The sequence below is a fragment of the Desulfonatronum thiodismutans genome (assembly GCF_000717475.1).
Classification (GTDB): domain Bacteria; phylum Desulfobacterota; class Desulfovibrionia; order Desulfovibrionales; family Desulfonatronaceae; genus Desulfonatronum; species Desulfonatronum thiodismutans.
In genome coordinates, this window is record NZ_JPIK01000011.1 from 138754 (window position 1) to 161422 (window position 22669).

Annotated in this window: 17 protein-coding genes; 3 read left to right on the forward strand and 14 right to left on the reverse strand. The window is 58.5% G+C overall.

All coding sequences use genetic code 11. The features are described from left to right. The first annotated feature begins 560 nt into the window (after nucleotides 1-560). Nucleotides 561-4457, forward strand: coding sequence for a response regulator (locus GY33_RS0108375; protein ID WP_051822424.1), 3897 nt, complete (start codon nucleotides 561-563; stop codon nucleotides 4455-4457). A gap of 74 nt (nucleotides 4458-4531) precedes the next feature. On the opposite strand, the gene GY33_RS0108380 is transcribed toward GY33_RS0108375, so the two are convergent. The 10 genes from GY33_RS0108380 to nifH all read right to left on the reverse strand — a co-directional run bounded on the left by GY33_RS0108380 (nucleotide 4532) and on the right by nifH (nucleotide 15626). Next, the gene (locus GY33_RS0108380; protein WP_051822425.1) at nucleotides 4532-6016 is read right to left on the reverse strand and encodes a sensor domain-containing diguanylate cyclase; all 1485 of its coding nucleotides are present in this window, start codon (nucleotides 6014-6016) and stop codon (nucleotides 4532-4534) included. Nucleotides 6017-6226: 210 nt separating this feature from the next. Continuing rightward, on the reverse strand, nucleotides 6227-7504 hold the full coding sequence (locus tag GY33_RS0108385) for a radical SAM protein (RefSeq protein ID WP_031386903.1): 1278 nt from the start codon (nucleotides 7502-7504) through the stop codon (nucleotides 6227-6229). 14 nt (nucleotides 7505-7518) lie between these two features. After that, on the reverse strand, nucleotides 7519-8889 hold the full coding sequence (locus GY33_RS0108390; RefSeq protein WP_031386904.1) for a nitrogenase component 1: 1371 nt from the start codon (nucleotides 8887-8889) through the stop codon (nucleotides 7519-7521). Next, entirely contained in the window at nucleotides 8886-10277 is a 1392-nt protein-coding gene (gene nifE / locus GY33_RS0108395; protein ID WP_031386905.1) for a nitrogenase iron-molybdenum cofactor biosynthesis protein NifE, read from the reverse strand. Before nifE ends, GY33_RS0108390 begins: the two co-directional genes overlap by 4 nt. Nucleotides 10278-10374: 97 nt before the next feature. Then, complete coding sequence (locus GY33_RS0108400; RefSeq protein ID WP_035271647.1) at nucleotides 10375-10653, reverse strand: (2Fe-2S) ferredoxin domain-containing protein; 279 nt, start codon at nucleotides 10651-10653, stop codon at nucleotides 10375-10377. Between the two features lie 69 nt (nucleotides 10654-10722). Then, nucleotides 10723-12102: a nitrogenase molybdenum-iron protein subunit beta gene (gene nifK, locus GY33_RS0108405; RefSeq protein WP_031386907.1), complete on the reverse strand. Its 1380-nt coding sequence runs from the start codon at nucleotides 12100-12102 to the stop codon at nucleotides 10723-10725. A gap of 70 nt (nucleotides 12103-12172) precedes the next feature. Then, nucleotides 12173-13816, reverse strand: coding sequence for a nitrogenase molybdenum-iron protein alpha chain (gene nifD / locus GY33_RS0108410; RefSeq protein ID WP_031386908.1), 1644 nt, complete (start codon nucleotides 13814-13816; stop codon nucleotides 12173-12175). A 184-nt stretch (nucleotides 13817-14000) separates the two neighbouring features. Beyond that, nucleotides 14001-14375 carry a P-II family nitrogen regulator gene (locus GY33_RS0108415; protein WP_031386909.1) on the reverse strand — a complete coding sequence of 125 codons (375 nt, stop codon included), beginning with the start codon at nucleotides 14373-14375 and terminating at the stop codon, nucleotides 14001-14003. Further along, nucleotides 14372-14731 (reverse strand): P-II family nitrogen regulator, encoded by a 360-nt coding sequence (locus GY33_RS0108420; RefSeq protein WP_031386910.1) that lies wholly within the window; start codon nucleotides 14729-14731, stop codon nucleotides 14372-14374. The genes GY33_RS0108415 and GY33_RS0108420 overlap by 4 nt, the downstream gene beginning before the upstream one ends. Nucleotides 14732-14801: 70 nt before the next feature. Continuing rightward, on the reverse strand, nucleotides 14802-15626 hold the full coding sequence (gene nifH, locus GY33_RS0108425; protein ID WP_031386911.1) for a nitrogenase iron protein: 825 nt from the start codon (nucleotides 15624-15626) through the stop codon (nucleotides 14802-14804). Between the two features lie 422 nt (nucleotides 15627-16048). Between nifH and GY33_RS0108430 the strand changes: the two genes are divergently transcribed. Beyond that, entirely contained in the window at nucleotides 16049-17188 is a 1140-nt protein-coding gene (locus GY33_RS0108430; protein WP_084184973.1) for a LeuA family protein, read from the forward strand. Between the two features lie 69 nt (nucleotides 17189-17257). Beyond that, nucleotides 17258-17470, forward strand: coding sequence for a hypothetical protein (locus GY33_RS0108435; RefSeq protein WP_031386913.1), 213 nt, complete (start codon nucleotides 17258-17260; stop codon nucleotides 17468-17470). Nucleotides 17471-17648: 178 nt separating this feature from the next. Here the strand turns inward: GY33_RS0108435 and GY33_RS0108440 are convergent, their stop codons facing one another. The 4 genes from GY33_RS0108440 to GY33_RS0108455 form a co-directional block, all read right to left on the reverse strand. Beyond that, nucleotides 17649-18161 (reverse strand): nitroreductase family protein, encoded by a 513-nt coding sequence (locus GY33_RS0108440; protein ID WP_031386914.1) that lies wholly within the window; start codon nucleotides 18159-18161, stop codon nucleotides 17649-17651. A gap of 83 nt (nucleotides 18162-18244) precedes the next feature. Further along, on the reverse strand, nucleotides 18245-19438 hold the full coding sequence (locus tag GY33_RS0108445) for an HD domain-containing phosphohydrolase (RefSeq protein WP_031386915.1): 1194 nt from the start codon (nucleotides 19436-19438) through the stop codon (nucleotides 18245-18247). 59 nt (nucleotides 19439-19497) lie between these two features. Then, nucleotides 19498-21114 carry an ATP-binding response regulator gene (locus GY33_RS19740; protein ID WP_051822426.1) on the reverse strand — a complete coding sequence of 539 codons (1617 nt, stop codon included), beginning with the start codon at nucleotides 21112-21114 and terminating at the stop codon, nucleotides 19498-19500. A 29-nt stretch (nucleotides 21115-21143) separates the two neighbouring features. Next, nucleotides 21144-22400: a response regulator gene (locus tag GY33_RS0108455; protein ID WP_051822427.1), complete on the reverse strand. Its 1257-nt coding sequence runs from the start codon at nucleotides 22398-22400 to the stop codon at nucleotides 21144-21146. Nucleotides 22401-22669 lie beyond the last annotated feature (269 nt).

Below are 22669 nucleotides of genomic sequence, written 5' to 3' on the forward strand. Positions count from 1 at the left end.
AACACATGGCCATGACTTGAAAAATCCGCTGTTCATCAGGTGTCAATTTTTGAAAAGTTTTGGATAGCTTTGAGTTTTCCGTGAGGATTTCTGGTTGGTTCATTGATGTGATTCCACGTAGAGGGTTTGACTCGTGTTGCTCTCGGACGGTCTTTCATCGCATGGACGGACGCGCTGTACCGCCAGGAGTGAGATGATATTTTGCAGCCTGCTGCTGGGCTTGTGTGGCAGTGTGTATTCGATCAGGCCGCCCTCCAGCAAGGACCCGACGACCCGATTCAATGCCCCGGTTACGGACATTCGGCCAAGGGCCGCGGCAAGTGCGTCTTGCTCAGTTGATGCATAAGACGCTCCTGAATCCGCCCCGACTCACTCTGCCCTTACTGGCGAGAATTTGGACTGTCCAGGGCTTCTTGTTCTGATCCGGCCTGTTGTGTAATGAATTCACGAAACGGTTTCTGGTTGGCTCACTTTCGCTCCGTACTTGACGAAAAAGAAAGACGGGAACCAGACCGTCACCGAATGACCCGCCCCCATGAGGGCGCAACAGGAACAATCATATGGGCTTCACCATCCCGGACAAAATTTCCTTACGCTGGCTGCTGATTCCGCCCACGATGCTCTTGATCCTGGGCACGTCCGTCATCGTGGCCTGGCTTGCGCTCCTGGACGGACGCACCGCCGTGAACACGGTGGCCCGGCAGCTGCGCGGCGAAATCCTGCAACGGGTCGAAGGCCAACTCCGGGAGTATCTGCAGGTTCCCCACCAGGTGAATGCGGTCAACGCCCAGGCCCTGGAGGCCGGAATTCTTCGCCTGGACGAACCTCGCAGCGTGCAGCGATATTTCTATTCCGTGCTCAAGGCTCACCCTTCCCTCGCCTACTCCTTCATCGGCACGCCGGACGGCGATTTTTACGGGGCCAGGCGATTGCGCGACGGTACGCTCCAGATCGTTCGCGCCGGGGCGGTCACCGGCGGAGATTCGCACAACTTCGCGACCAACACCCAGGGCGACGCCCTGGAGCTGCAGCAGGTCTATCCCAGCTTCGATCCCCGGACCCGTCCCTGGTATCAGGCCGGAGTCGCCGCGACGGGCCCGGTTTGGACGCCCATTTATCGCCACTTCGTGATCCACGACCTGGCTCTGACGGCTTCCCGGCCTCATTACGACGCATCCGGAGAACTTCTGGGCGTCTTTGCCGTGGACTACGTGCTGGATCAGATTCATGATTTCCTGGGAGGCATTACGGTCAGCGAGCACGGCCTCGTGTTCGTGATGGAACGTTCCGGCAACCTGGTGGCCGTATCCACGGAACCCTCCAGCACCCTGATCCGCGAAGTCGACGGCGCCTTTACCCTGGTCCGGGCGGAGCAATTCCATGAACCGACGGTTCGCGGGGCGGTCCACCGCCTGGCCGCCCTGCCGGGAGGCATCGACAACCTTGACGCCGAACAGTTCCTGACCTTTTCCCTGGACGGACAACCTTACTACCTGCAAGCCGCTCCGTTCCAGGGTGGCTCCGGGCTGGACTGGGTCATGGCGGTGGTGGCTCCGGAAGCGGACTTCATGGGCCTGGTCCATGCCAATACCGGCCAAACCCTGGTGATCATCATCGCGGCCTTGGGGTTGGCCGCGATTTTGGGCGTGGCGCTGGCCTCGCGCATCCTCGCGCCCATTGAAGCGATCAGCAAGGATGCGGACAAGCTGGCCGCCGGAGAATGGCGCATACCGCCCTACGCATCGCGCATCACGGAGCTGAACCGCCTGAGCCAGGCTTTTCACGGCATGGGCCGTCAGCTCCAAACGCTCTTCACCAAACTGAACGAGCAAAACAAGCTCATCTCGAAGCAGAATCGAAGCCTGGAAGACCAAGTCTCCAAGCGGACGGCTGATCTGCGGGACGCGCACAACCGCCTGCGGGCCTTTTTCGAGAACATCCCCGGCAACATCAACATCATCGACAAGGATTTCCGAATCATCGGCCTGAGTCGCGGCATGATGGAGTCTTTCGGCATTTCCGACCAGCAGGCCGTCCGCGGCCGTCTTTGCCACGAAGTCCTGTATAAGAGGGAAAACGTCTGCGACCATTGCATTCTCACGGTCAGCATCGCTGAAAAAAGGCCCTTGACCCGCTTCACCACCCCCGAGGAAGAAGCCTCCCTCGGCAAGTCCTATAAAATCTACGCCGCCCCGATTTTCGACGAAGAAAACAACGTGATCGGGGGGATGGAATACCAGGCGGACATCAGTGATCTGCGCACCCTGGAACGGGAACTGGTCGCGGCCAAAGAAGCGGCGGAATCGGCCAACAGGGCCAAGAGCGAATTCCTGGCCAACATGAGTCATGAAATCCGCACGCCCATGAACGGCGTCATCGGCATGACCGGACTATTGCTGGACACCGGCCTTGACCTGGAGCAACGACACCTGGCCGAGACCATTCAGAGCAGCGCGGACACTCTGTTGACCTTGATCAACGACATCCTGGACTTTTCCAAGATCGAGGCCGGCAAGCTGACCATGGAGAGCCTGGACTTCAACCTCCGGCATCTCCTGGACGACTTCGCGGCCGCCATGGCCGGCCAAGCCCACGGCAAGGGACTGGAATTGATCTGTCACATGGAGCCCGAGGTTCCTGAACTGCTCAACGGCGACCCGGGCAGGCTGCGCCAGGTTTTGACCAATCTTGTCGGCAACGCCGTCAAATTCACGGAAGCGGGCGAAGTGGTCGTTCTGGCCGAATGCCTTGAGGAGACCGAAGACGAGGTCTTGGTCCGCTTTTCCATTCGGGACACGGGCATCGGCATCTCCGCCGACGCCATTCCGAACCTGTTCACCAAGTTCTCTCAAATCGACGCCTCCACCACCCGCAGGTTCGGCGGCACCGGCCTGGGGCTGGCCATCTCCAGGCAACTGGCCGAAATGATGGCTGGAGAAATCGGGATTAAAAGCACGCTGGGACAAGGGTCGGAATTCTGGTTCACGGCCAGATTCCGCCGACAACGGCCTGGACAAGACGGACCACGATTAGAGGAGACGCCCTTGTCCGACGCGCATGTCCTTATTGTGGACGACAACGCCACCAATCGGGAGATCCTGACCAAGCAGCTCTCATCCTGGAAGGTACGCTCCATCGCCGTGCCGAACGGAGCCTCCGCCTTGACGGTCCTGGACAGCGCCGCAACCTCCAACGATCCTTTCACCATGGCGATTTTGGACATGCAAATGCCGAACATGGACGGAACCCAACTCGCCACGATCATCAAGGCCGATTCGCGATTCAAAAATCTGCCCCTGGTCATGCTCACTTCCGTGGGCCGCCCGGGTGATGCCCGGCTGTTCACTGAACGGGGATTCGCCGCGTACCTGAACAAACCCGTCCGCCAAGGGGAATTGTACGAAACCCTGGTCACGGTGCTCAACACCCCGGACGCGGGGAAAGGACCGATCATTACCCGCCATTCCGCACGCGAACGGTTTCGGAATCAGGTTTCGCCGCCCCGCCTGATGGGACATGTCTTGGTGGCCGAGGACAACCCGGTCAATCAGCGGGTCACCCTGGGCATTCTTGGTAAAATGGGTTTGAAGGCGCGGATAGTGAACAACGGCGTCGAAGCCCTGGAAGCTCTCCGTCACACGGCCTTTGACGCGGTGCTCATGGATGTGATGATGCCGGAAATGGACGGACTGGAGGCGACGAGAAGGATTAGAAGTCAGGAGTCAGAATACAGGAGTCAGGAGCCGGAAGACAGAAGTCGGACGTCGGACGGAGATCGGGTTTCCGTCGAACATCGGACTTCCGAGCTTCTGGCTTCAGGCTTCATCCCTCAGCCTTCTCGGCGTACGCCGATCATCGCCATGACCGCCAGGGCCATGCCCGAGGATCGCGAAAAGTGCCTGCAAGCGGGAATGGACGACTACGTACCCAAACCCGTAGCGCCGTTGGAACTGGGCAGGGTTTTGGCCAAATGGCTGCCCGAGGCCCAGCCGGAAGAAAATGGTCGCGAACACGACGACATGGATCGAACCACACCGTCTCTAACTGATGACCGCCAGGCTCAATCCGTCATCGTGCCGCCGGCCGAGGTCGACAAAACCGAGCCCCCGCTATTTATCAGGGAGGAATTGCTCCAAAGGTGCATGGGCGATTCCGAGTTGGCGGAGGATGTCTTGCGCACCCTCCTGGAAAGCGCTCCCAAGCGGGTCGCGACGCTCCAAGAGTCACTCGAACGAAACGATATCCAGGCCACGACCCTGGAGGCCCACTCCCTGAAAGGCATGGCCATGAACTCCGCATGTCCGGCTCTGGCCGACGTCGCCGCACGGATGGAACAGGCCGGCCGCCAAGGCGACCTGAAGCAAATTCAGGGTCAGTTTACGGATTTGGAACATCAGGTCGATCTTCTGCTGGATCTGCTGGGCGCGGAAAAAAGAAGTTCACATTTCCACGCATGAACAACGACGTGGGAATGTGAACTTTTACAGCAACTCGGCAATTGGGCGTTTTTCAGCGAACACGATCCGTCTACTCAGGCATATTGACGGCACTCCTCCTCACCCTCCTCCTCACCAGCCAGACATACCATGTTCCGTCCACCAGCCTTGGCTCGGTAGAGGGCTGCGTCGGCTTCGGCGAAGAGGTCGACGCTTTGACCGAAGAGGCCCGTTTCCAGGGAGGCGATGCCGATGCTGGCGGTAACCTTGAAGAACTTCCCCTTAAAGTTGAAGCGACGTTTGGCAATGGCCTCGCGGATACGTTCGGCCAGGACCCAGGCCTGCTCTTCAGTGGTATGGGAAAGCAGGAGCACGAACTCCTCGCCCCCGTACCTTGCCGCGAGATCGGAGCTACGCAGCATTTCCTGCAACATGCGTCCGACATCCCGCAGGACCAAGTCCCCGGCCTGGTGGCCGAAGGTGTCGTTGATCCGCTTGAAGTGGTCCAGGTCCATGACCATTAATGATAGCGGGTTGCGATAGCGTTGGTGGCGTTTGAGCTCCTGGACCATTCGTTCGTCAAAAAAATGACGATTAGGCAGACGGGTCAGGGCGTCCCGGTCAGCCCTGGTACGCATTTCTCGGTACATCAGCGCGTTACGCAGGGCCAGAGCCAGATGGTTCACGGCAGCCAGAATGGTTTGCAGGCGATCCCGGCCCAGTCGGGCAATTTTTTCCGATACGATGCTGACGCATCCAAAGCTCTTGCCGCCGAATCGCAAGGGCAACACGAGGAGATTTTTACTGTTGATCTCCTTTAGCTCCTCCCCGCCGTCCAGCTTGGACATGAAGTTGACGTGGTAGCTTCCGATGAGCTCGTCGGCGTGTTTGGCCGCGTTTTCCAACAGAAAACCGATCATTATATCCTGAATGTCCTTCCCAGAGTACTCATGAATGAAGAGTTCCGCCTCCAGCTGCTGCTCCGAGCCCGCCTGCCAGAATATCGCGTCCACGCCCTTGACCGGGAGCAAAATCTGAAGGTCCTGGTGGGCTTGATGCAGAATTTCCACGGGGTCCAGGGAAAAGCTGGCGTTAGTGAGAATTTTGTTGAAGAATTGCAACAAGTCCGCCTGTCGTGACAAAATCTCTCGCTCCAGGCAGATTTCCCGAGCCATGTGATACAGGTCCTTGTACAAGCCTTGAGATTCCTGGAGTTCTTTCGCCAGCCCCTTGACCCGCTCCGGCTCGAAAGGATAGCGCAAAACAGCCGCGAAACCGGCGTCCACGACTCGTTCCAGATCGGCCTGAGCCACGTCGGAATCCAAGACCAACACACGAGGGGGGGCGTCATCCTCCTGAAATTCCCCGCGTTGCAGAGCCGAAATCCGCCCGTTGATCCCTTTCCAAGAGATCAAGGCCATGAGGCGTTGATTTTGGTTGGCGTGCCTGGCCGTCCCTGTTGACTGATACCTTTCCAAGGAATAATCCGGCCCGAGAATCGCCTGGATGTCCTCTTCCTGTCTCGGGCTCAGCCCGATGGAAAGGATGCTGAATTGGCTCTGAGACTCGCTCATTCGCATTTTGATTTACTCCTGGTTGAGAAACTTGATGTTCCTGCCTGGGACCAATGCAAATGCAAAGCCAAAACTGATACATCCCGAATTCAAGAAATCGCCTTTCTAATCTGTCGTCACCCCCCCCCAAAAAAAGCAAGAACGAAAACGGGCCGCGAAACATGAACTTCGCGGCCCGTTTTGAAGATGGTCCGAGTTAATAGGGGGGGGTCGGGGTCACCCGCACCCTTCCCCGTCGCCGGTGCATCCCATGGCTTGGCAGGCCTTGCCTTCGCGACGGCGCTTGAACGCGCTGACGTTTCCGGCAGTATAGACCGCTTCCAGACCCTCCTGAATGAACCCGCTCATTTCCAGTGGCGTGACGCCCTCTTCGCTGAGAATGGCCATGGGCGTGTCGCCGACTCCGGAGACCAGCACGGCCCGGCAGTCCTTGAGCAAATCAGCCAGGGCGTACCAGCGATTGCCCCCTCCTCCCTTGGGCGGAGCCGTGCGGACTTCCAGCATGGCGTAACCGCCGTTTTCCCGGCCCCAAATCTGGAAGGACGGGGCTTCCCCCAGATGCTGATTGATCAGCACGCCTTCCATGCTGGCCACGGCCACGTAGGGTCTGGCTTCGGTGCGCATGGGCGGCAGGGTCTTGGAGCAGGCACTCAGACAGGAGGCAAACTCCGGGGATTTGTCCTGATCCAGCAACCCCACGGCGTCGGCCCGGCAGCGCTTGCAGTGGCGCATCTGGGGCAGGTAGGCTTCGGCCATGGTTCGGATACGTTCCAGCTCATCCTTGCCGGGTTCGCGAACATCCTCGAAAATGGTTTCCGCGGTCGGATACAAGGGCATGCAGTTCAGCAGATCCACGTCCAGTTCGCGCATCTTGGCCGCAATGGCCTCCACATGCTGGTCGTTCACCCCCGGAGTGATGATGGTGTTCACCTTGACCGTGATCCCCAGCTGCTTGAGCCCCCGGATGGCCGCCTCCTGCCGCCGCCACATCAGTTTGGCCGCGTCCAGGCCGCGATAAATTTTCTTTCCGTCCCGGACCCAGGCGTAAAATTCCTTGCCGATTTCGGGATCCACGGCGTTGACCGTGATGGTCATGTGCGTCACGCCCAGGTCCTTCAGCCTGTCCAAGTGCGCCGGAACGCCCAGCCCGTTGCTGGACAAGCAGAAGAGCATCTGGGGAAAACGCTCCCGAATCAGGCGCAGGGTTTCCAGAGTTTCCTCCGGGTTGGCGAAGGGATCGCCTGGGCCCGCTATCCCCACCACCGTGACGCGCGGCTCCTTTTCCAAAACCTGGGCCAGGTACTCCACGGCCTGATGCGGCTTGAGCACCGCGGAGGTAACTCCCGGACGCGATTCGTTCATGCAGTCGTATTTCCGGTTGCAATAATTGCACATGATATTGCATTTGGGGGCCACCGGAAGATGAATCCGTCCACATTCGCCCTTCACGGCGACGTTGAAACAAGGGTGCTTTGTGCTGTCTGGAGTGTTCATGGCGTATCCTTTTTTCATATATACCCGTACCCAATGGGCGAATCTTCCTGTTTTTTCTCGATCAGCGCGTTGACGATCAGGTCGTAGAGACTCAGTGCTCCCCGGTAGCCCAGATGCAGGACGCGCTGGGAGCCAAAGCGATCATGGATGGGGAAGCCGACGCGGATCAGCGGAATGTTCCGGGCCCTGGCCAGCTCGCGGTAGCCCTTGCTGTTCCCGACAACCAAGTCCGGCTCCAAGGCTTCAGCCTCGGCCACGATCTGGTAGAAATCCACCCCGTCGCGGACCAGAGGCGGGTCGCCGGAGAATTCCCCGGTCACCGCGGCCACGGCTTCGGCCAACAAGCCGGATTCCCCGCCGGAGGCCACCAAAACCGGCTTGATGCCGATTTCGCTCAAAAACGAGGTCAGACCTACCACCAAGTCTTCTTCGCCGTAGATAATGGCCTTTTTCCCGGCCACGTACTTGTGGCCATCCACCATGGCGTCCAAGAGTTGACCCCGTTCCAGGGCATACCGTCTTGGAGCTGAGCATCCGGCCAGGGTTTCCAGGGTCGTGAACAAAGCGTCGCTTTCCCGCAGACCGATGGGCAGGCCCAGGGAATGGAGCGGTACCCCGTACTTGTCCCGGAGCACGGTCCCGGCACTGCGCTCGGGCTTGATGGTCCGGCCAAACTCGATGCTCGCCCCGGCCCCGGGCATGGCCCGGACAGCGTCCAAAGGTGTCCCGCCTCCGGGAATGTTCTGGTAGTCTTCCAGGGCCGGCCCATCCAGGGTTTCGGAATAGTCCGGCAACAAGGTCGCCGGAAGTCCGAAATGGGCGAACACGTCCTGGAGGTGCCGGATGTCCTCCGGCGAGACGAACCCGGAAAAAATGTTGATCCCACGGTGCGTTGCCGTCTCCGGATCGGCCAACTGGGCGACCATGGCCCGAACCGCGGCGTGAAAGCCTTCCATGTGCGAACCGCCGTAGGACGGAGTACTGCAGTGGATCAGCGCGGGCATCTCGCCGTTGAGGTCGGCCGGACATTCCTTCCTGAACTCGTGCAGGATCGTGGGCACGTCGTCGCCGATGGTCTCGGTCAGACAGGTGGTGGCGATGCCCACTGCAGGGGCCTTGTACTTGCCGATGACATTGAGCAGACCCTGCATCAGATTGGCTTTGCCGCCGTAGACCGCGTCCTTTTCGCCCAGGCTGGAGGAGGCAATGTCCATGGGTTCGCGGAAGTGGCTGATGATGTACCGGCGCATATAGGTGGCGCAGCCTTGGGAGCCGTGCAGAAAGGGCACGCAGCCTTCCAGGCCCTTGAAAGCCATGGCCGCGCCCAGGGGCGTACACATCTTGCAGGCGTTGGTGGTGGAGACGAAAGGTTCGGCTATTTTCATGACAAACAGGCCTCCTCCGCGGTGCCCACGGCGATGGGCGACTTGCGCCGCCTGGGAGTGAAGTTCCAGACAGGGCTGGTCACCGTGGCGTGGACTTCCCTGGCAAAGTTGTACATGCCTAAAAAACCCTCCAAGGCCTCCTTGCGCTCGTGGTTGTGGTCGCAGAATCCCACGCCCAGCTTGAAGGCGATGGGCCGCTCCTTGACCCCGCCCACGAAGATGTCCACGTCCTTTTCCTTGATAAAGGCGGACAGCTCCAGCGGGTTGGTGTCGTCCACGATGATCGTGCCCTCGTCCGTAATCTCGGCCAATTCCTGATAGTCCTCCTCAGTGCCGGTCTGAGAGCCGACCATGACCACGTTCATGCCCAAATGCCGGAAGGATTTGATCAGGGAAAAAGCCTTGAACGCGCCGCCCACGTAGATGGCGGCCTTCTTGCCTTCCAGGTCCTTGCGAAATGTTTGCAGCTTCGGGTACAGAGCCGTCAGCTCTTCCCGGACCAGTTCCTGGGTCCGGGCCATGATCTCCGGGTCCTTGTCCTGGAAAAACTTGGCCACGTCGTAGAGCGCGTCGGACATGTCCTCAATGCCGAAATAAGACACCCGGATGAACGGGATGCCGTACTTCTCCTTCATCATTTTGGCCAAATCCATGGTCGCTCCGGAACACTGAACCAGGTTCAGGGCCGCGCCGTGGGCCCGGCGCACGTCCGCCACCCGGCCGTCGCCGGTGATGTTGGCCACCACCTCCACGCCCATCCGCTTCAGGTAGTCCTGGATGATCCAGATCTCCCCGGCCAGATTGAAATCGCCCAGAATGTTCACGCTCAGGGGAGAAATGGTCGAGGTATCCCCGGTGCCCACCAGTTGAAACATGGCCTCGCAGGCCGCCAGATAGCCCTCGCGCTTGTTGCCCTTGAACCCTTCGGACTGGACCGGAATCACCGGAATGCCCTTCTCCGCCTGCACCTTCTTGCACACGGCCTTCAAGTCGTCGCCGATGATCCCCACGATGCAGGTGGAATAGACAAAGGCCGCATTGGGTTTGTGCAGGTCGATCAGTTCGATCAAGGCCTGGTGGAGTTTTTTTTCACCGCCGAAGATCACGTCTTTTTCGCGCAGGTCCGTGGAAAAACTGAGCCGGTGCAGCTCCGGCCCGGAGGACAAGGCCCCGCGAATGTCCCAGGTGTACACCGCGCAGCCGATGGGGCCGTGCACCAGGTGCAGGGCGTCGGCAATGGGATAGAGCACCACCCGGGATCCGCAGAACACGCAGGCCCGCTGGCTCACGGCCCCGGCCAGACTGCTCTTGTTGCAGGAAATGGAGAACGGCTCCGCTCCCTTGCGATGTATCTGCGTTTTTCGTTCTTCAAAGATCACGGGTTCCATGGTTGACCTCATTGGGTTCTTTTGGCCGCCTCCCCAAAGGGAGGCGGCGCTTGGGAGTGGATGGGAGGTATGGGATTTATGGGAATTCTGGTGCGCCCTAAAGGAGATAGTCCTGGGCTGGCTCGCCCTGTTCCAGGCCGTCCAGGATGGCGTCCACGGCGTCTTCGCCGTCCACTTTGCCGAACCACCATCCTTCGGGATAGACCACCATGACCGGTCCGTTCTCGCATTGCTTCAGGCAACCGGTGCTGGTCACCAACACGTCCAGGCCCCGGTCCAGAATTTCCTCGTCGATATAAGGCAACAAGCCGATGGTGCTCTTGTGGCACACGCCCTTGGGTTCGCCCTTGGTCCGAAAACTGGCGCAGACGAACATATGATGCTTCGGCTTTTCCACGCTTTCTCTCCTTGATTGCAACGTTCAAATCGATACCTGCCAAAAAAACTACATCGCCAACTCAAACTGATCTTCCGTGGCATCCCGATCAATCCGGGTCAGCAGCGCATCCAGAATCTTCTCCAGCAGCCGCAATCCGCCCTTGTAGCCCACCGTGGGAAAATACTGATGGCCGACGCGGTCCAGGATCGGAAAGCCGTGGCGAATCAGGGGGATGTCCTCGTCACGGGCGATGTACTTGCAGTAGGTGTTGCCGATGATCAGATCCACCGGCTCGTTCTTGATCCACTGGTGCAACAGGAACATGTCGCCGTGGGCCTTGACGTTGACCGGGAATGGGCTGTCCGCGGTGAGTTCCTTGATCCGGGCCTCGAACTTCTTGCCCGGGGTGCCAGTGACGATGTGTACCGGGCTCATGTCGATGGAGGTTAGAAATTCGGTCAAGGCGATGACCTGGTCCGGGTCGCCCACCAGGGCCACCTTCTTGTGGTAAAAGTACTGATGCATGTCCGAAATCAGGTCCACCAGCTGACCGCGCTCATGGGCGATCAGGTCGGTGACGTGGCGGCCGGAGATCAGGCGCAAAGCGTCGATGAACCGGTCCGTGGCCTTCAGACCGATGGGCAGATCCAGAATCTTGCACGGAACCTTGTGGGTGGAGTCCAGGTACTTGGCCCCGTCCGCCGAGGCCCATTCGCCCAGGGCCAAAGTACCGATGGAATCACCGGTGGAACGCAGTTCCTCGACGGTCGTGCCGCCGTCCGGGAACATCTTGTATTCACCTGTCAGGGGGCCGTTGAGCACGCCGGAGGTGTCCGGGAAGAGGATCGTTTTCACGCCCATGGCCGCGGCCAGACGCTTGATCTCCTCCATGTCCGAGGGCTCCACGAACCCTGGGATGATGTTTACCTTGCCGTTTTTCTTGCCGGTTTTTGCGGCAAAGCCCTTCAGGGTGCCCATGACCATGTTCGAAAAACCGGTCACATGGGAGCCCACGTAGCTGGGCGTGGAAGCGCTGACCACGAACTTGCCGTCGGGAATCTTGCCTTCCTGACGGGCCTTTTCCGTAATCTGGGGCACGTCGTCGCCGATGGTTTCGGACAGGCAGGTGGTATGCACGGCGATCACGTCCGGCTCGTACACAGTGAAGATGTTGTTGATGGCCTGAAGCAGGTTGGCCTGACCGCCGAACACGGAAGCGCCTTCGGTGAACGAGCTGGTGGCAGCGGAGACCGGCTCCTTGTAGTGCCGGGTCAAAGCGCTGCGGTGGTAGGCGCAGCAGCCCTGCGAACCGTGACTGTGGGGCAGACAGCCGTGAATCCCCAGGGCCGCGTACATGGCCCCCACCGGCTGACAGGTCTTGGCCGGATTGACGGACAGCGCGGAGCGGTCCTTGATTTCCGTGGGTGTATGTCGAAGCAGCGTCATGTTCCGTTCCTCTCTTAAAGCGATGCCTAAAAAACTATCGCGTCAGTGGTTTGCTCATCGCGCCTCGGGACTATTCCCAGACATAGGTCGCGGACAATTCCGGTTTTTCCTGCCAGGGGGCCTTGAGATAGGACCAGACCTTGCTGTTCACCATCCGATCGATGTCCTGGTAGAAATTGACGGCCCCCTTGAACCCGGCGTAGGGGCCGCCGATGTCGTAGTTGTGCAACTGCTTCAGGGGGATGCCCAGCTTCTGAACCGAGTACTTTTCCTTGATTCCGGCGCAAAAGATGTCCGGCTTCATGATTTCTATCAGCTTCTCGGCCTCGTACTGGTTCAGATCGTCGATCACCAGGGACTTGGTCGGCATATCCGGGATCATTCCCTCGTATTCCTTGAACTTGAAACCGGACTCTTCCAGCTTCTTGATTTCTTCCGGTGTTTTACGCGGATTATAGCTCTCAGCGCAGGGCTCCACTTCCAGTTCCTCAATGTTCCGGCTGTCCGCGTCGATCTTGATCTCCGGGATCACGTGGCGTCCTTCGTAATCGTCGCGGTGGGCGAACTCGTATCCCGCGGAAATGGTCCGCATCCCCAGTTCCTTGAACAGCTCCTGATAATGGTGGGCACGGGAGCCGCCCACGAAGAGCATGGCCGTCTTGCCCTCCGTCCTGGGGCGGACCATGTCCATGGCCAGCTTGACCGTCGGCATTTCCTCGGCGATCACCGCTTCCACCCGCTCGGTCAGCTTGGGCGAGTCGAAGTACTGGGCGATCTTGCGCAGGGACTTGGCCGTGGCCTCCGCGCCGATAAAGTTCACCTTGATCCACGGAATCCCGTACTTGGTCTCCATCATCTCGGCCACGTAGTTGATGGAGCGGTGGCACATGACCGTGTTCAGATCAGCGGTGTGGGACGTGGCAAACTGGTCGTAGGTGGAATTGCCGCTGAAGGTGGAGATCACGGTGATCCCGCACTTATCCAGTATCCGGTCGATCTCGAAGCCGTCCCCGCCGATGTTGTATTCACCCAGCAGGTTGATCTTGAATTCCCCGACCTTGATTTCCTCTTTGGTACCCACCACATGCTTAAATATCTGGTTGTTGGCGATGTGGTGGCCCGCGGACTGGCTGACGCCCTTGTATCCCTCGCAGCTGAACCCGAAGACGTTGATGCCCAGCTCCCCTTTCATCTCTCTGGCCACGGCATGGACATCGTCGCCGATCAGACCCACCGGACAGGTGGAGAAGATGGCGATGGCCTTGGGATGGAACAGTTCGTAGGCCTCCCTGATGGCCTGCTTGAGCTTCTTTTCCCCGCCGAAGACGATGTCGTTTTCGTTCATGTCCGTAGAGAAGGCGTAGGGCATGAAGTTTTCTTCGGCATCCGTCTCGGTGTAGGTTTGGTTGCGCCGGGTCAACCAGGAGTAGAATCCGCAGCCGATGGGCCCGTGGGTGATGTTCACAATGTCCCGTGTCGGGCCGAGAATAACGCCCTTGCACCCGGCGTAGGTGCATCCGCGCATGGTGATGATGCCCGGGATGGTCCGGACGTTGGCGCCCATTTCCGGAGTCTCCGCGCCTTCGGCCTCCTTGACCATGATCTGCTTGGCCCGCTTCCGGGCCACCTTGGTCGGATATTTTTTCAGAAGATCCTGAACCAAATCGGTTGGATCCATCTGAACGATTTTTTTCTTCTTCGTGATTGTGGTCATGCTTCCTCCTGGCAGGGCCTAGCTTACCTACTCAATTTTGAGACAGTCCTCACATGACGACAGTTCGTTCAAAAACCCCAAGTGCAAGGAGCAAGAGAAAATCAAGGTCGAAGCGTATTTCTTCATACGTGAGAGTTTGATTTTCTTGCGGCGACGCGGCAATTGGGAGTTTTTCAACGGACTGCTAGTCTATGGATTTGTTTCCCTTTTCCCCAGTGCGCACCCGGACGGAGTCAAAGACCGGGCTGACGAATATCTTCCCGTCGCCGGGCTTGCCGGTTTTGTTCACGTCCATGATCGTGCTCACCACGTCTTCTACCTGGTCGTCCGTGACGACCACGGAAAAAACGCGCTTGGGGTACAGCCTGCCCTTCTCTCCAAGCAGCTCGGCGGCTTCCTCATATCCCTTTTCCGCGCCCTTGAGCAGAGCGGAATTGATCAATCCCTTGCCCCGGCCCTGGGCCTCCAGAGCGAAGAACGCGGGCACGCCGGCTTCGGCCAGAGCTTCCTTGGTCTTGTTGACCATGTTCATCCGGATGACGGCGGTGATCTCCTTCATACCCCGACCCCCTTCAGGTCCGCGCCTTCGGTTTCCTTGATCCCGGAGCTGATGGTGTACATTTCCTCCACCGGGCTGAGAAAAACCTTCCCGTCGCCAAATGCGCCCTTTTCCCCGGTTCGGGCCGCTTCCATGATCGTCTTGACTACGAAGTCCTTGTCCTTTTCGCCGACCACGCTCATCAGCAGGACCTTGGGAATCTCGTCGTAGGTGATCTCCCCTATCTTGATGCCGCGCTGCTTGCCGCGACCGGCCACGGAAAACTTGGTCACCGCCGGATACCCGGCATCCATCAACGCTTTTAAAACCGCATCCACCCTTTCGGGCCGGACAATCGCTCGGACCATGATCAACATATCGCTTCTCCCTTATGGTTGGTTGAAATGTGGGCAACTATACAGCGGATTAATCCGAATAATCAGAGATCTAGTTGGCGATGCCGTAATCAATAAGCAGTTTTTCCAGTTCATCGATTTCCATTGGTTTGGGCACGATGAACATCTCGTTGCCGTCGATCTTCTTGGCCAGGGTGCGGTATTCATCGGCCTGGGGATGTTTGGGATCAAAGTCGATGACCGTCTTGCGATTGATCTCCGCCCGCTGGACCATGTTTTCTCGAGGCACGAAGTGAATCATTTGTGTTCCCAGACGCTTGGCCAGCTCCTCGATCATCTCCCGTTCGTTGTCCACATTACGACTGTTGCAGATCAGCCCTCCCAGGCGCACCCCGCCTGCCTCGGCGAATTTTACGATGCCTTTGCAGATGTTGTTGGCCGCGTACATGGCCATCATTTCACCGGAAACCACAATGTAGATTTCCTGGGCCTTGCCTTCGCGAATGGGCATGGCGAATCCGCCGCAAACCACGTCGCCCAGGACGTCGTAAAAGACGTAGTCCAGGTTCTTGTCTTCCTTGTAGGCCCCGAGCTGTTCCAGCAGGTTGATGCTGGTGATGATCCCCCGGCCCGCGCAGCCCACGCCAGGCTCCGGACCTCCGGATTCAGTGCAGACGGTTCCGGCAAAGCCGTCCAGCAGCACATCGTCCAGTTCCACGTCCTCACCCTCTTCCCGCAGGGTATCCAAGACCGTTCGCTGATGCAGACCGTGGAGCAGCAAACGGGTGGAGTCCGCCTTGGGATCACAGCCTACGATCATCACCTTGCGACCCATTTCGCCGAGAGCGGCCACGGTATTCTGCGTCGTGGTGGATTTTCCGATCCCGCCCTTTCCATAAATAGCAACCTTGCGCATACGTTCCTCCCGGAGATTGAGTGTTGAGAATGCAAGCCATAGGGCAAGGAGCATGCCAGAGGCGAAAACCAAATCGCCAGAACTAATTAAAATTAATTATTTTAGATTTTTGAAGTATTGTTTTGCCGAAACGAGTTCAGCTGGTCTCCCATGCAGACCCGACAAAGGTGAGCAACAATTTTGTAAGACGCCACGGTTTTGTAGGAGCCCGTGATTATGTAGGGGCACGGCGCGCCGTGCCCCTACAGGTTAGCGAGAATGTTGCGGGGTGATGGCCAGGGCACGGAATTCCGTAGGGGCACGGCGCGCCGTGCCCCTACAGGTTGGCGGTGGAAACGTGGTAAACGTACCCTGGCACCGATCCTGCTTGTTCCGGTCAAGGGGCGTGATAGTCAGGCCCGAAACAACGACAAGGAAACCATATGCTCATCGACAGTACATTGCGCGAAGGCGCGCAGATGTTCGGCGTCTACTTCTCGGACGCCCAGCGCCGGGACATCCTCTCCGGGTTGATCCAGGCAGGGATAGACGAAGTGGAGATCGGCTGGGTAGGGCAGGACGGGCTGGAGGATCTGCTCCGGCACGGAAGAAAGGAATATCCGTCCGAACGGACCAGACTTACGGTTTGGTCGCCGCTACGGTTGCTTGATCTGGATCGCATGAACGCCATGGGCGTCAGGCGCATCCAGTTCGGCGTCCCGGTTTCGGACGCCCACATTGAGCATCGGCTTGGCACGGATCGGGCAGGACTATTGCTTCGACTTCAAAACATATTGCGCCGAGCAGCGGAGTTGGAGATGGCGTTCGTCGGGGTCGGGCTGGAGGACGTATCCCGGGCGAACCGGGATTTCGCTTTGCAGGTCGTTCGGGTGGTGGAGGAATGCGGAGGCAGGCGGGTTCGCCTTTCAGACACCGTGGGCCTGCTCACGCCGCTGGAAACGGCGGAACTGACACGCTGGTTCACGGACCGGACCGAATTGGCAATTGGATTTCACGGCCATGACGACTTCGGCATGGCCACGGCCAACGCCATCACCGCCCTGGCCTCGGGGGCCGAAAGCGTGGATGTGTCCGTGCTGGGAATCGGGGAACGGGCCGGGATCGCGGCCCTGGAAGAGGTCGCCGGTCACCTGAACCTCAGGCGGGGAGCCGGCTATGATTTGAAGCAGTGCGCCCGCCTGGCCCGTATGGTCGCCGAGGCGGCCCAGGTGCCCCTGGCCCGGAACAAGGCCCTGGTCGGAGAGGATCTGTTCGCCTGCGAAACCGGGTTGCACCTGCAAGGGTTGTCGAAAGACCAAAGCCTGTTCGAACCCTATGCCCCGGAAAAAATCGGCGCAAGCAGAAAGCTGGGTCTGGGCGACAAAATCGGAAAGTCAGCCGTCCGCCACGCCGCCCACCAGCAAGGCATCGCCGTGCCCAGTCACGGAATCGAAAACTTGACCCGCCGCGTCCGTCTCCTTTCTCAGGCTTTGGCTCGACCACTGTTTAACGAAGAGTTCAGGGCCTTGGCCATGACCGCTGACTCCGCGGCCTCAAGCTCAGAGTCATGCTACGCCCCCTAAAGAATCCTCGCGCATGTCCGATAAAGACTTGGAGGCATCGTTTTTTTCATCAGCCAACAAGGAGGTTTTATGGAACTTGGAACAGCAGCGCAAAGTCAAACAGGCATCGCCATGATGGCGCAGACCCTGCAAAACGCTACCATGGGGGCGGATATCGTCACCAAAACTCTCGGAGCGGTCAATCAGCTCAATGCCGGGGCAGGTGGCGCGGCACAACCCGTAGACACCAGGGCGGTGGCTGAAGCTACCGGAAAGGGTCTGAGGATCGACGCGGCGGTATAAATCCAGAACCAATCCCTCACGATGCCGCTTTCATGAAGCGCGGAGAGCAACGATTTCGATTATTCGTCAACCTGATAAAATGGGATGACGACGGATGAAGTCGGCTTTCCGCCAAAACAACCGGCCGGTCGCGGGAGTCCCGTGACCGGCCGGATGTTTTTTGAATCCGTGCTAAATATCACCATCCATTCTTGTGCACCCGGTCCGCTTTGAAACGATCCTTATGCGTGAACTCCTGGGCGGGCCAGCCCAGAGGCACGATGGCATGGGCTTCCACGCCGCCAGGCAGGCCGAGAATCCGGCGGACGGCGTCCATCCGTTCCAGGATCGGAGCGACCCCGGTCCAGACCGTGCCCAGGCCCAGCCCCCTGGCGGCCAGGAGCAGGTTCTGGACCGCCGCGGCCAAGTCTTGGACCCAGTAGCCGGGGTACTTCTCCAGGGCCAGTTCCGCGCAGACCACGATGCCGATCGGGGCCTGCCGAAGCATGCCCACGTAGGGATGGATCCGGGACAGCTCATCCCTCAAGGCTGCATCCGTAACCACAACGAAATGCCAGGGCTGGGCGTTGCCCGCGCTGGGAGCGGTCATGGCCGCGGCCAGGATCTTTTCCAAATCCGTTTCACTGACCGGTTTGTCCGGGTCGAACTTGCGGATGCTGCGCCGAGTGTGCATTGCTTCAAAAACGTTCATATCGTGTTCCCTCCTTGAATTGGTCGAGGTGTGTCCGTGAGGTGTCCTCTGGTCGGATGCGTCATGCGAGTCTCTAAGCGGCTTCAGCACTGTTCTTGTTTCTGTTTGCCGCGTTCTTCCATCGGCGGCACCAGGACCTTGATCGGTTCGTGAACGCCGCTGATCCCGGCATAGGTCCGCAGACGGGTGATCAGCACCGGAGTGACCTCCTGGCCCTGGGCCACCAGCAGCATGCCTCTCTGGCTCTGTACGTCCTCGGCCAGGAGCATCCCGCTTTCCAACTGATCCACGCGCACTTCCCGCATTTCATACCCGGTCTTGCTGCTGAGCACTTTAGCCAGGGCATCCAGAATCTGAGGGTCATACCACCCTTCCCGGCCGCGCAGAATGTTCTGGGCCTGTTCCGCGGACTTGCCGGAATTCTCTAACTGGTCAAAGTCCACCAGGATTTTCAGGATGCGTCCGCCAAGGGGGATGTCCGGCCCGGTTTTTCCGCCAATGGGCGCCCCCTGTCCGTCATAATGTTTTTCCTGGTAAAGGATGATTTCCCGAACATTTTCCAGGCGGGGGATATGGCTCAACAGATCAGCGGCAATGGCCGGATGCATGTCATAGACCTGCTGCATCTCGCCATCCAGGCTCTCGCCCTGAATGATGCGCTGAATGGCCATGGAGGGCAAAAGCATGCAGCCGATCTGGGAGAGCAGGGCCGCGTTTTCCATTTCCCAGGTCTTGGCCACGCCCAGATGCAAGGCGATCTGACGGACCAGGCGATGGATGCGGTTGGCCCGGCCAAAGGCGTCCGGGTTCACCAGGGCCAGTAGCTCGGTGAGCACCTTGACGCTGCCGCTGAGGGTCTGCTCCAGGAGCTGTTTTTCCGCGGTCACCAACCGGTACTGACGCAAAGCGTCATCCAGAACCCGCTTCATATGCTGGGCCGAACAGGGCTTGGTCAGGAACCGGAATACGCTGCCTTCGTTTACAGCGGCGATGGAAGATTGAACATCAGCGTAGCCGGTGAGCATGATCCGGATCGTGTCCGGGCTGATCTCCTTGAGCCGGGTCAAAAACTGCACCCCGTCCACCCCAGGCATGCGCATGTCCGAAACCACCACGGCGAACGGCCCCTTGCGGGCGATGACCCCCGCGGCTTCCCGAGCGCTGGTGGCGGTTTCCAATATATATTCCTTGCGGAAGTTTCGACGCAAGGCGTCCAGGATGTTCTGGTCGTCATCCACGAAAAGGATTTTATCCTGAATGGTGCATTGATCGCTCATGGTCGAGTTCCTTTAGGACACTGGAAGTATTCGGGGAAAAATCAGAGTCATGTGGTGAATTACGAAAAAGGATCGTCCGCCGTGGAGGCCGGTAATCGTAAAACAAACGTCGTGCCGCGTCCCACTTCGGACTCCACGGCAACGGTTCCTCCATGGCGCTTGACAATGGCGTTGTGCACGATCACCAGTCCCTGCCCCGTACCCTTGCCCACTTCCTTGGTAGTGAAAAACGGATCGAAGAGTCGCGGCTTGATATCATCCGGAATACCGGCTCCGGTGTCCGAGATTCGGATTTCAATCCACTCTCCGTCGTAGCGGGAGGAAATAGTGATCAGCCCCTGCTCCTGGGAGTGCTCGCCATGGGCTTCGGCGACGGCCTGGGCCGCGTTGGTCACGATGTTCAGGAAAGCCTGGTTCAGCTCACTCAGATAGCAAGACATCCTGGGCAGCTCCGGATCCAGATCCATGTGCATTTCGGCCACGTATTTCCATTCGTTGCGGGAGACCGTGACCGTATCGGTCAGGGCCTTGTTGATGTCGGCCAGAACCATATTTTTTTCGCCAGGATGGGCGAAGGACTTCATGGATCGGACAATGTGGGCCACTCGTTCCAAACCTCCAAGGGATTGCTCGATGGCCTGAGGGGTTTCACGAAGCAAGTACTCGACGTCGATGGCGGAAAACCTGTTTTGCGCCTCCTTGACGTTATTGACCGAAAAACCGCTTGTCGATTCGTCGCCGAGAAGTTCCCGGCAAGTGGAAATCAGGAAGCGCAGATCCTTGAAAGCATCCTGCAAGAAGCGCATGTTATCGCTGATAAACTGAATGGGCGTGTTGATTTCGTGGGCCACGCCCGCGGCGAGCTGACCGATGGATTCAAGTTTCTGAGCTTGCAGCAGATGTGCTTCCAGCAGACGACGTTCGGAAATGTCCTCGCCTAGCAGGACCGCCCCGCCCAACCCCCGCGCCAAAGAGGAAAAAACCGGATCGATATTGATGTTCAAATAGCCTTCGTAGCCTTTCGGACGTGTAAACCGGACGTTTTCGAGGCGAACGCTGGCCATGGTATCCCGACAGGAGCGAATCCCCTCCAAAACCCGCTCGGACTCCCAACTCAGGCTCAAATCTTCCAGCACACGATCCTTGACGTGATCATAGGGCAGACCGAACAGTTTCGTGGCAATATGGTTCCACCGGGAGATCCTTCCCCGTTCGTCGATGACCACCAACATGGACTGGATGGAGGCCAAAATCTGGTAAATTTCCAAGTGCGAGCGGCGCACCTCTCGCTCGGCTTTTTTCATTTTGAACAAAGCCGCAATCCGGGCCAAAAACTCCCTGGCCTTCATCGGTTTGACCAGGTACTCGTCCGCCCCGATCTCCAGACCGTCGGCCTGTTTTTCTGAATCGACGTACTTGCCTGAAAAGAGAAAGACTGACGTCCCGGACAAGGATGGATCATTCTTGATCCGCCGACACACATCCACGCCGTTGCCGTCGGGCAGTCCCACATCCAGCAACACCAGGTCCGGTTGCAGTTCACGGGTCAGGGCAAGCCCCTCGGAGGCGGTTCTTGCCAGGCTGACCTCGTACCCTTGGGACGTGAGGATCTCCGCATAGAGTTCCAGCAGAATTTCTTCATCGTCAACGATCAAAATAGATTCCGTTTCGCCCATTTCCGCTGATCCTCCTTGACCACCATTGATCAGGTTGCGCTCTCGACTTCGGCCATTCCGAAGAGATCTCTGGCCATTCCCTCCCAGAGGGATATCCGGTCCGACAGGCCACAGAAAGCCAAGTAGTCCGCATCCAGCCCTTCGGGCATTCCGGTGGGGCCTTCGGGTTGCAACTGGATGGTCAATGCGTTGGCGGCATGCAGTGCCGTCAAGGGAACAAACTGCGTCGTGGTGCTCAGAACGGGTTCATGATGAAAGGCGATGGCTTCCAGCACCGGATCGGACATGCCCCACAAGCCCAGGACATAGGCCCCAAGCTGGGCATGTCCGGCACCCAGAACCTCTCGTTCCACGGCGGGTAGCGACATGTTTTTCGCGGCGACCATTTCAAGTATCTCATCGTACAATCCAGGACAGTTCACGGCAAAAATCAACTTGCCCACGTCATGGAGAATTCCGGCCAGGAACGCATCTTCCTGGATATCCCGAGACTCGTTTTCCATGGCACAGATCCGCTTGGTCAGGGTGGCGGTCATCAGGCTGTGCCGGGCAAGCCGGGCCAGGGATAAGCGCGGGCATTTCCTGGGATCATATTGTGAAAAAATCTGGACATGCAGCACCAGGGCCTTGACCGTTTCCGTACCCAACAGATTCACGGCCTGGGCTGGGCTGGTCACCTTGGTGTACATTCCGAAAAAGGACGAGTTGACCAGTTGCAGAATTTTGGCGGACATGCCCACGTCCGTGGAAATAATTTCGCCGACTTTCTTCAAGGAGCAGTGGGAGGATTGCAATTCTTCCTGAATCGCCACGTACAGCTTGGGCAGACTGGGGATTTGTTCCAGGCTGGAGGACAGACAGGTCAGGGCTTCCTCGGCCAGATAGCGGCGCAGGGCCAGGAGACGGCGAAGCACGGCGATCAACGCTTCCGGACTGCACGGCTTGCTCAGATACTGATGCACCACCTTGGTGGAGCCCATGATCATCCGTTCGTCCATATGCCCTGACAAGGCCACCCGGGCGGCATTGGGATACAGCTCCTTGACCTCGGTCAACAGCTGGAGCCCATCCATGCCCGGCATGCGCATGTCCGAAACCACCACGTCCATGGACGTGGCGGCCATCAGCTCCAAGGCTTCTTTCCCGCCGGGCGCGAAATGCAACTCCCACTCCCGACTCTGACTGTGTAGCATCCGCCGCAACCCGTGCAGTACTTGATGCTCGTCGTCCACGAACAGAATGCGGTACTTCATGGCCTGCTCCTTGGCGGTTGATGAGATGTCCATTGCAATCATCCTTTCGATTCCAGGCATCACGTTCTCGCCGTCGTGTCAATACGGTTCGTCGATTCCCTCATAGCCAATGTCCAAGTCGGCATTCTTGAAAAGCAGCTTGGGTTCCAGGCGAATGGCCCGGGTTATGTTCTTGCAAAACAGCCGGACGAGAAAACGATGTGCAGGATTTCCAGGAGGGCATTTTCCTTGAAGAGGCAACCGTCTGACTTTACGTGAATATAACTGGGCGGAATCAATAACTGAACGACTTCAACCCTTCT

Excerpts from the sequence above, each read along its gene's own strand:
- GY33_RS0108375 (WP_051822424.1), top strand. The coding sequence starts at position 561 with ATGGGCTTCACCATCCCGGACAAAATTTCCTTACGCTGGCTGCTGATT.
- GY33_RS0108380 (WP_051822425.1), bottom strand. The coding sequence starts at position 6,016 with ATGCGAATGAGCGAGTCTCAGAGCCAATTCAGCATCCTTTCCATCGGG.
- GY33_RS0108385 (WP_031386903.1), bottom strand. The coding sequence starts at position 7,504 with ATGAACACTCCAGACAGCACAAAGCACCCTTGTTTCAACGTCGCCGTG.
- GY33_RS0108390 (WP_031386904.1), bottom strand. The coding sequence starts at position 8,889 with ATGAAAATAGCCGAACCTTTCGTCTCCACCACCAACGCCTGCAAGATG.
- nifE (WP_031386905.1), bottom strand. The coding sequence starts at position 10,277 with ATGGAACCCGTGATCTTTGAAGAACGAAAAACGCAGATACATCGCAAG.
- GY33_RS0108400 (WP_035271647.1), bottom strand. The coding sequence starts at position 10,653 with ATGTTCGTCTGCGCCAGTTTTCGGACCAAGGGCGAACCCAAGGGCGTG.
- nifK (WP_031386907.1), bottom strand. The coding sequence starts at position 12,102 with ATGACGCTGCTTCGACATACACCCACGGAAATCAAGGACCGCTCCGCG.
- nifD (WP_031386908.1), bottom strand. The coding sequence starts at position 13,816 with ATGACCACAATCACGAAGAAGAAAAAAATCGTTCAGATGGATCCAACC.
- GY33_RS0108415 (WP_031386909.1), bottom strand. The coding sequence starts at position 14,375 with ATGAAGGAGATCACCGCCGTCATCCGGATGAACATGGTCAACAAGACC.
- GY33_RS0108420 (WP_031386910.1), bottom strand. The coding sequence starts at position 14,731 with ATGTTGATCATGGTCCGAGCGATTGTCCGGCCCGAAAGGGTGGATGCG.
- nifH (WP_031386911.1), bottom strand. The coding sequence starts at position 15,626 with ATGCGCAAGGTTGCTATTTATGGAAAGGGCGGGATCGGAAAATCCACC.
- GY33_RS0108430 (WP_084184973.1), top strand. The coding sequence starts at position 16,049 with ATGCTCATCGACAGTACATTGCGCGAAGGCGCGCAGATGTTCGGCGTC.
- GY33_RS0108435 (WP_031386913.1), top strand. The coding sequence starts at position 17,258 with ATGGAACTTGGAACAGCAGCGCAAAGTCAAACAGGCATCGCCATGATG.
- GY33_RS0108440 (WP_031386914.1), bottom strand. The coding sequence starts at position 18,161 with ATGAACGTTTTTGAAGCAATGCACACTCGGCGCAGCATCCGCAAGTTC.
- GY33_RS0108445 (WP_031386915.1), bottom strand. The coding sequence starts at position 19,438 with ATGAGCGATCAATGCACCATTCAGGATAAAATCCTTTTCGTGGATGAC.
- GY33_RS19740 (WP_051822426.1), bottom strand. The coding sequence starts at position 21,114 with ATGGGCGAAACGGAATCTATTTTGATCGTTGACGATGAAGAAATTCTG.
- GY33_RS0108455 (WP_051822427.1), bottom strand. The coding sequence starts at position 22,400 with ATGGACATCTCATCAACCGCCAAGGAGCAGGCCATGAAGTACCGCATT.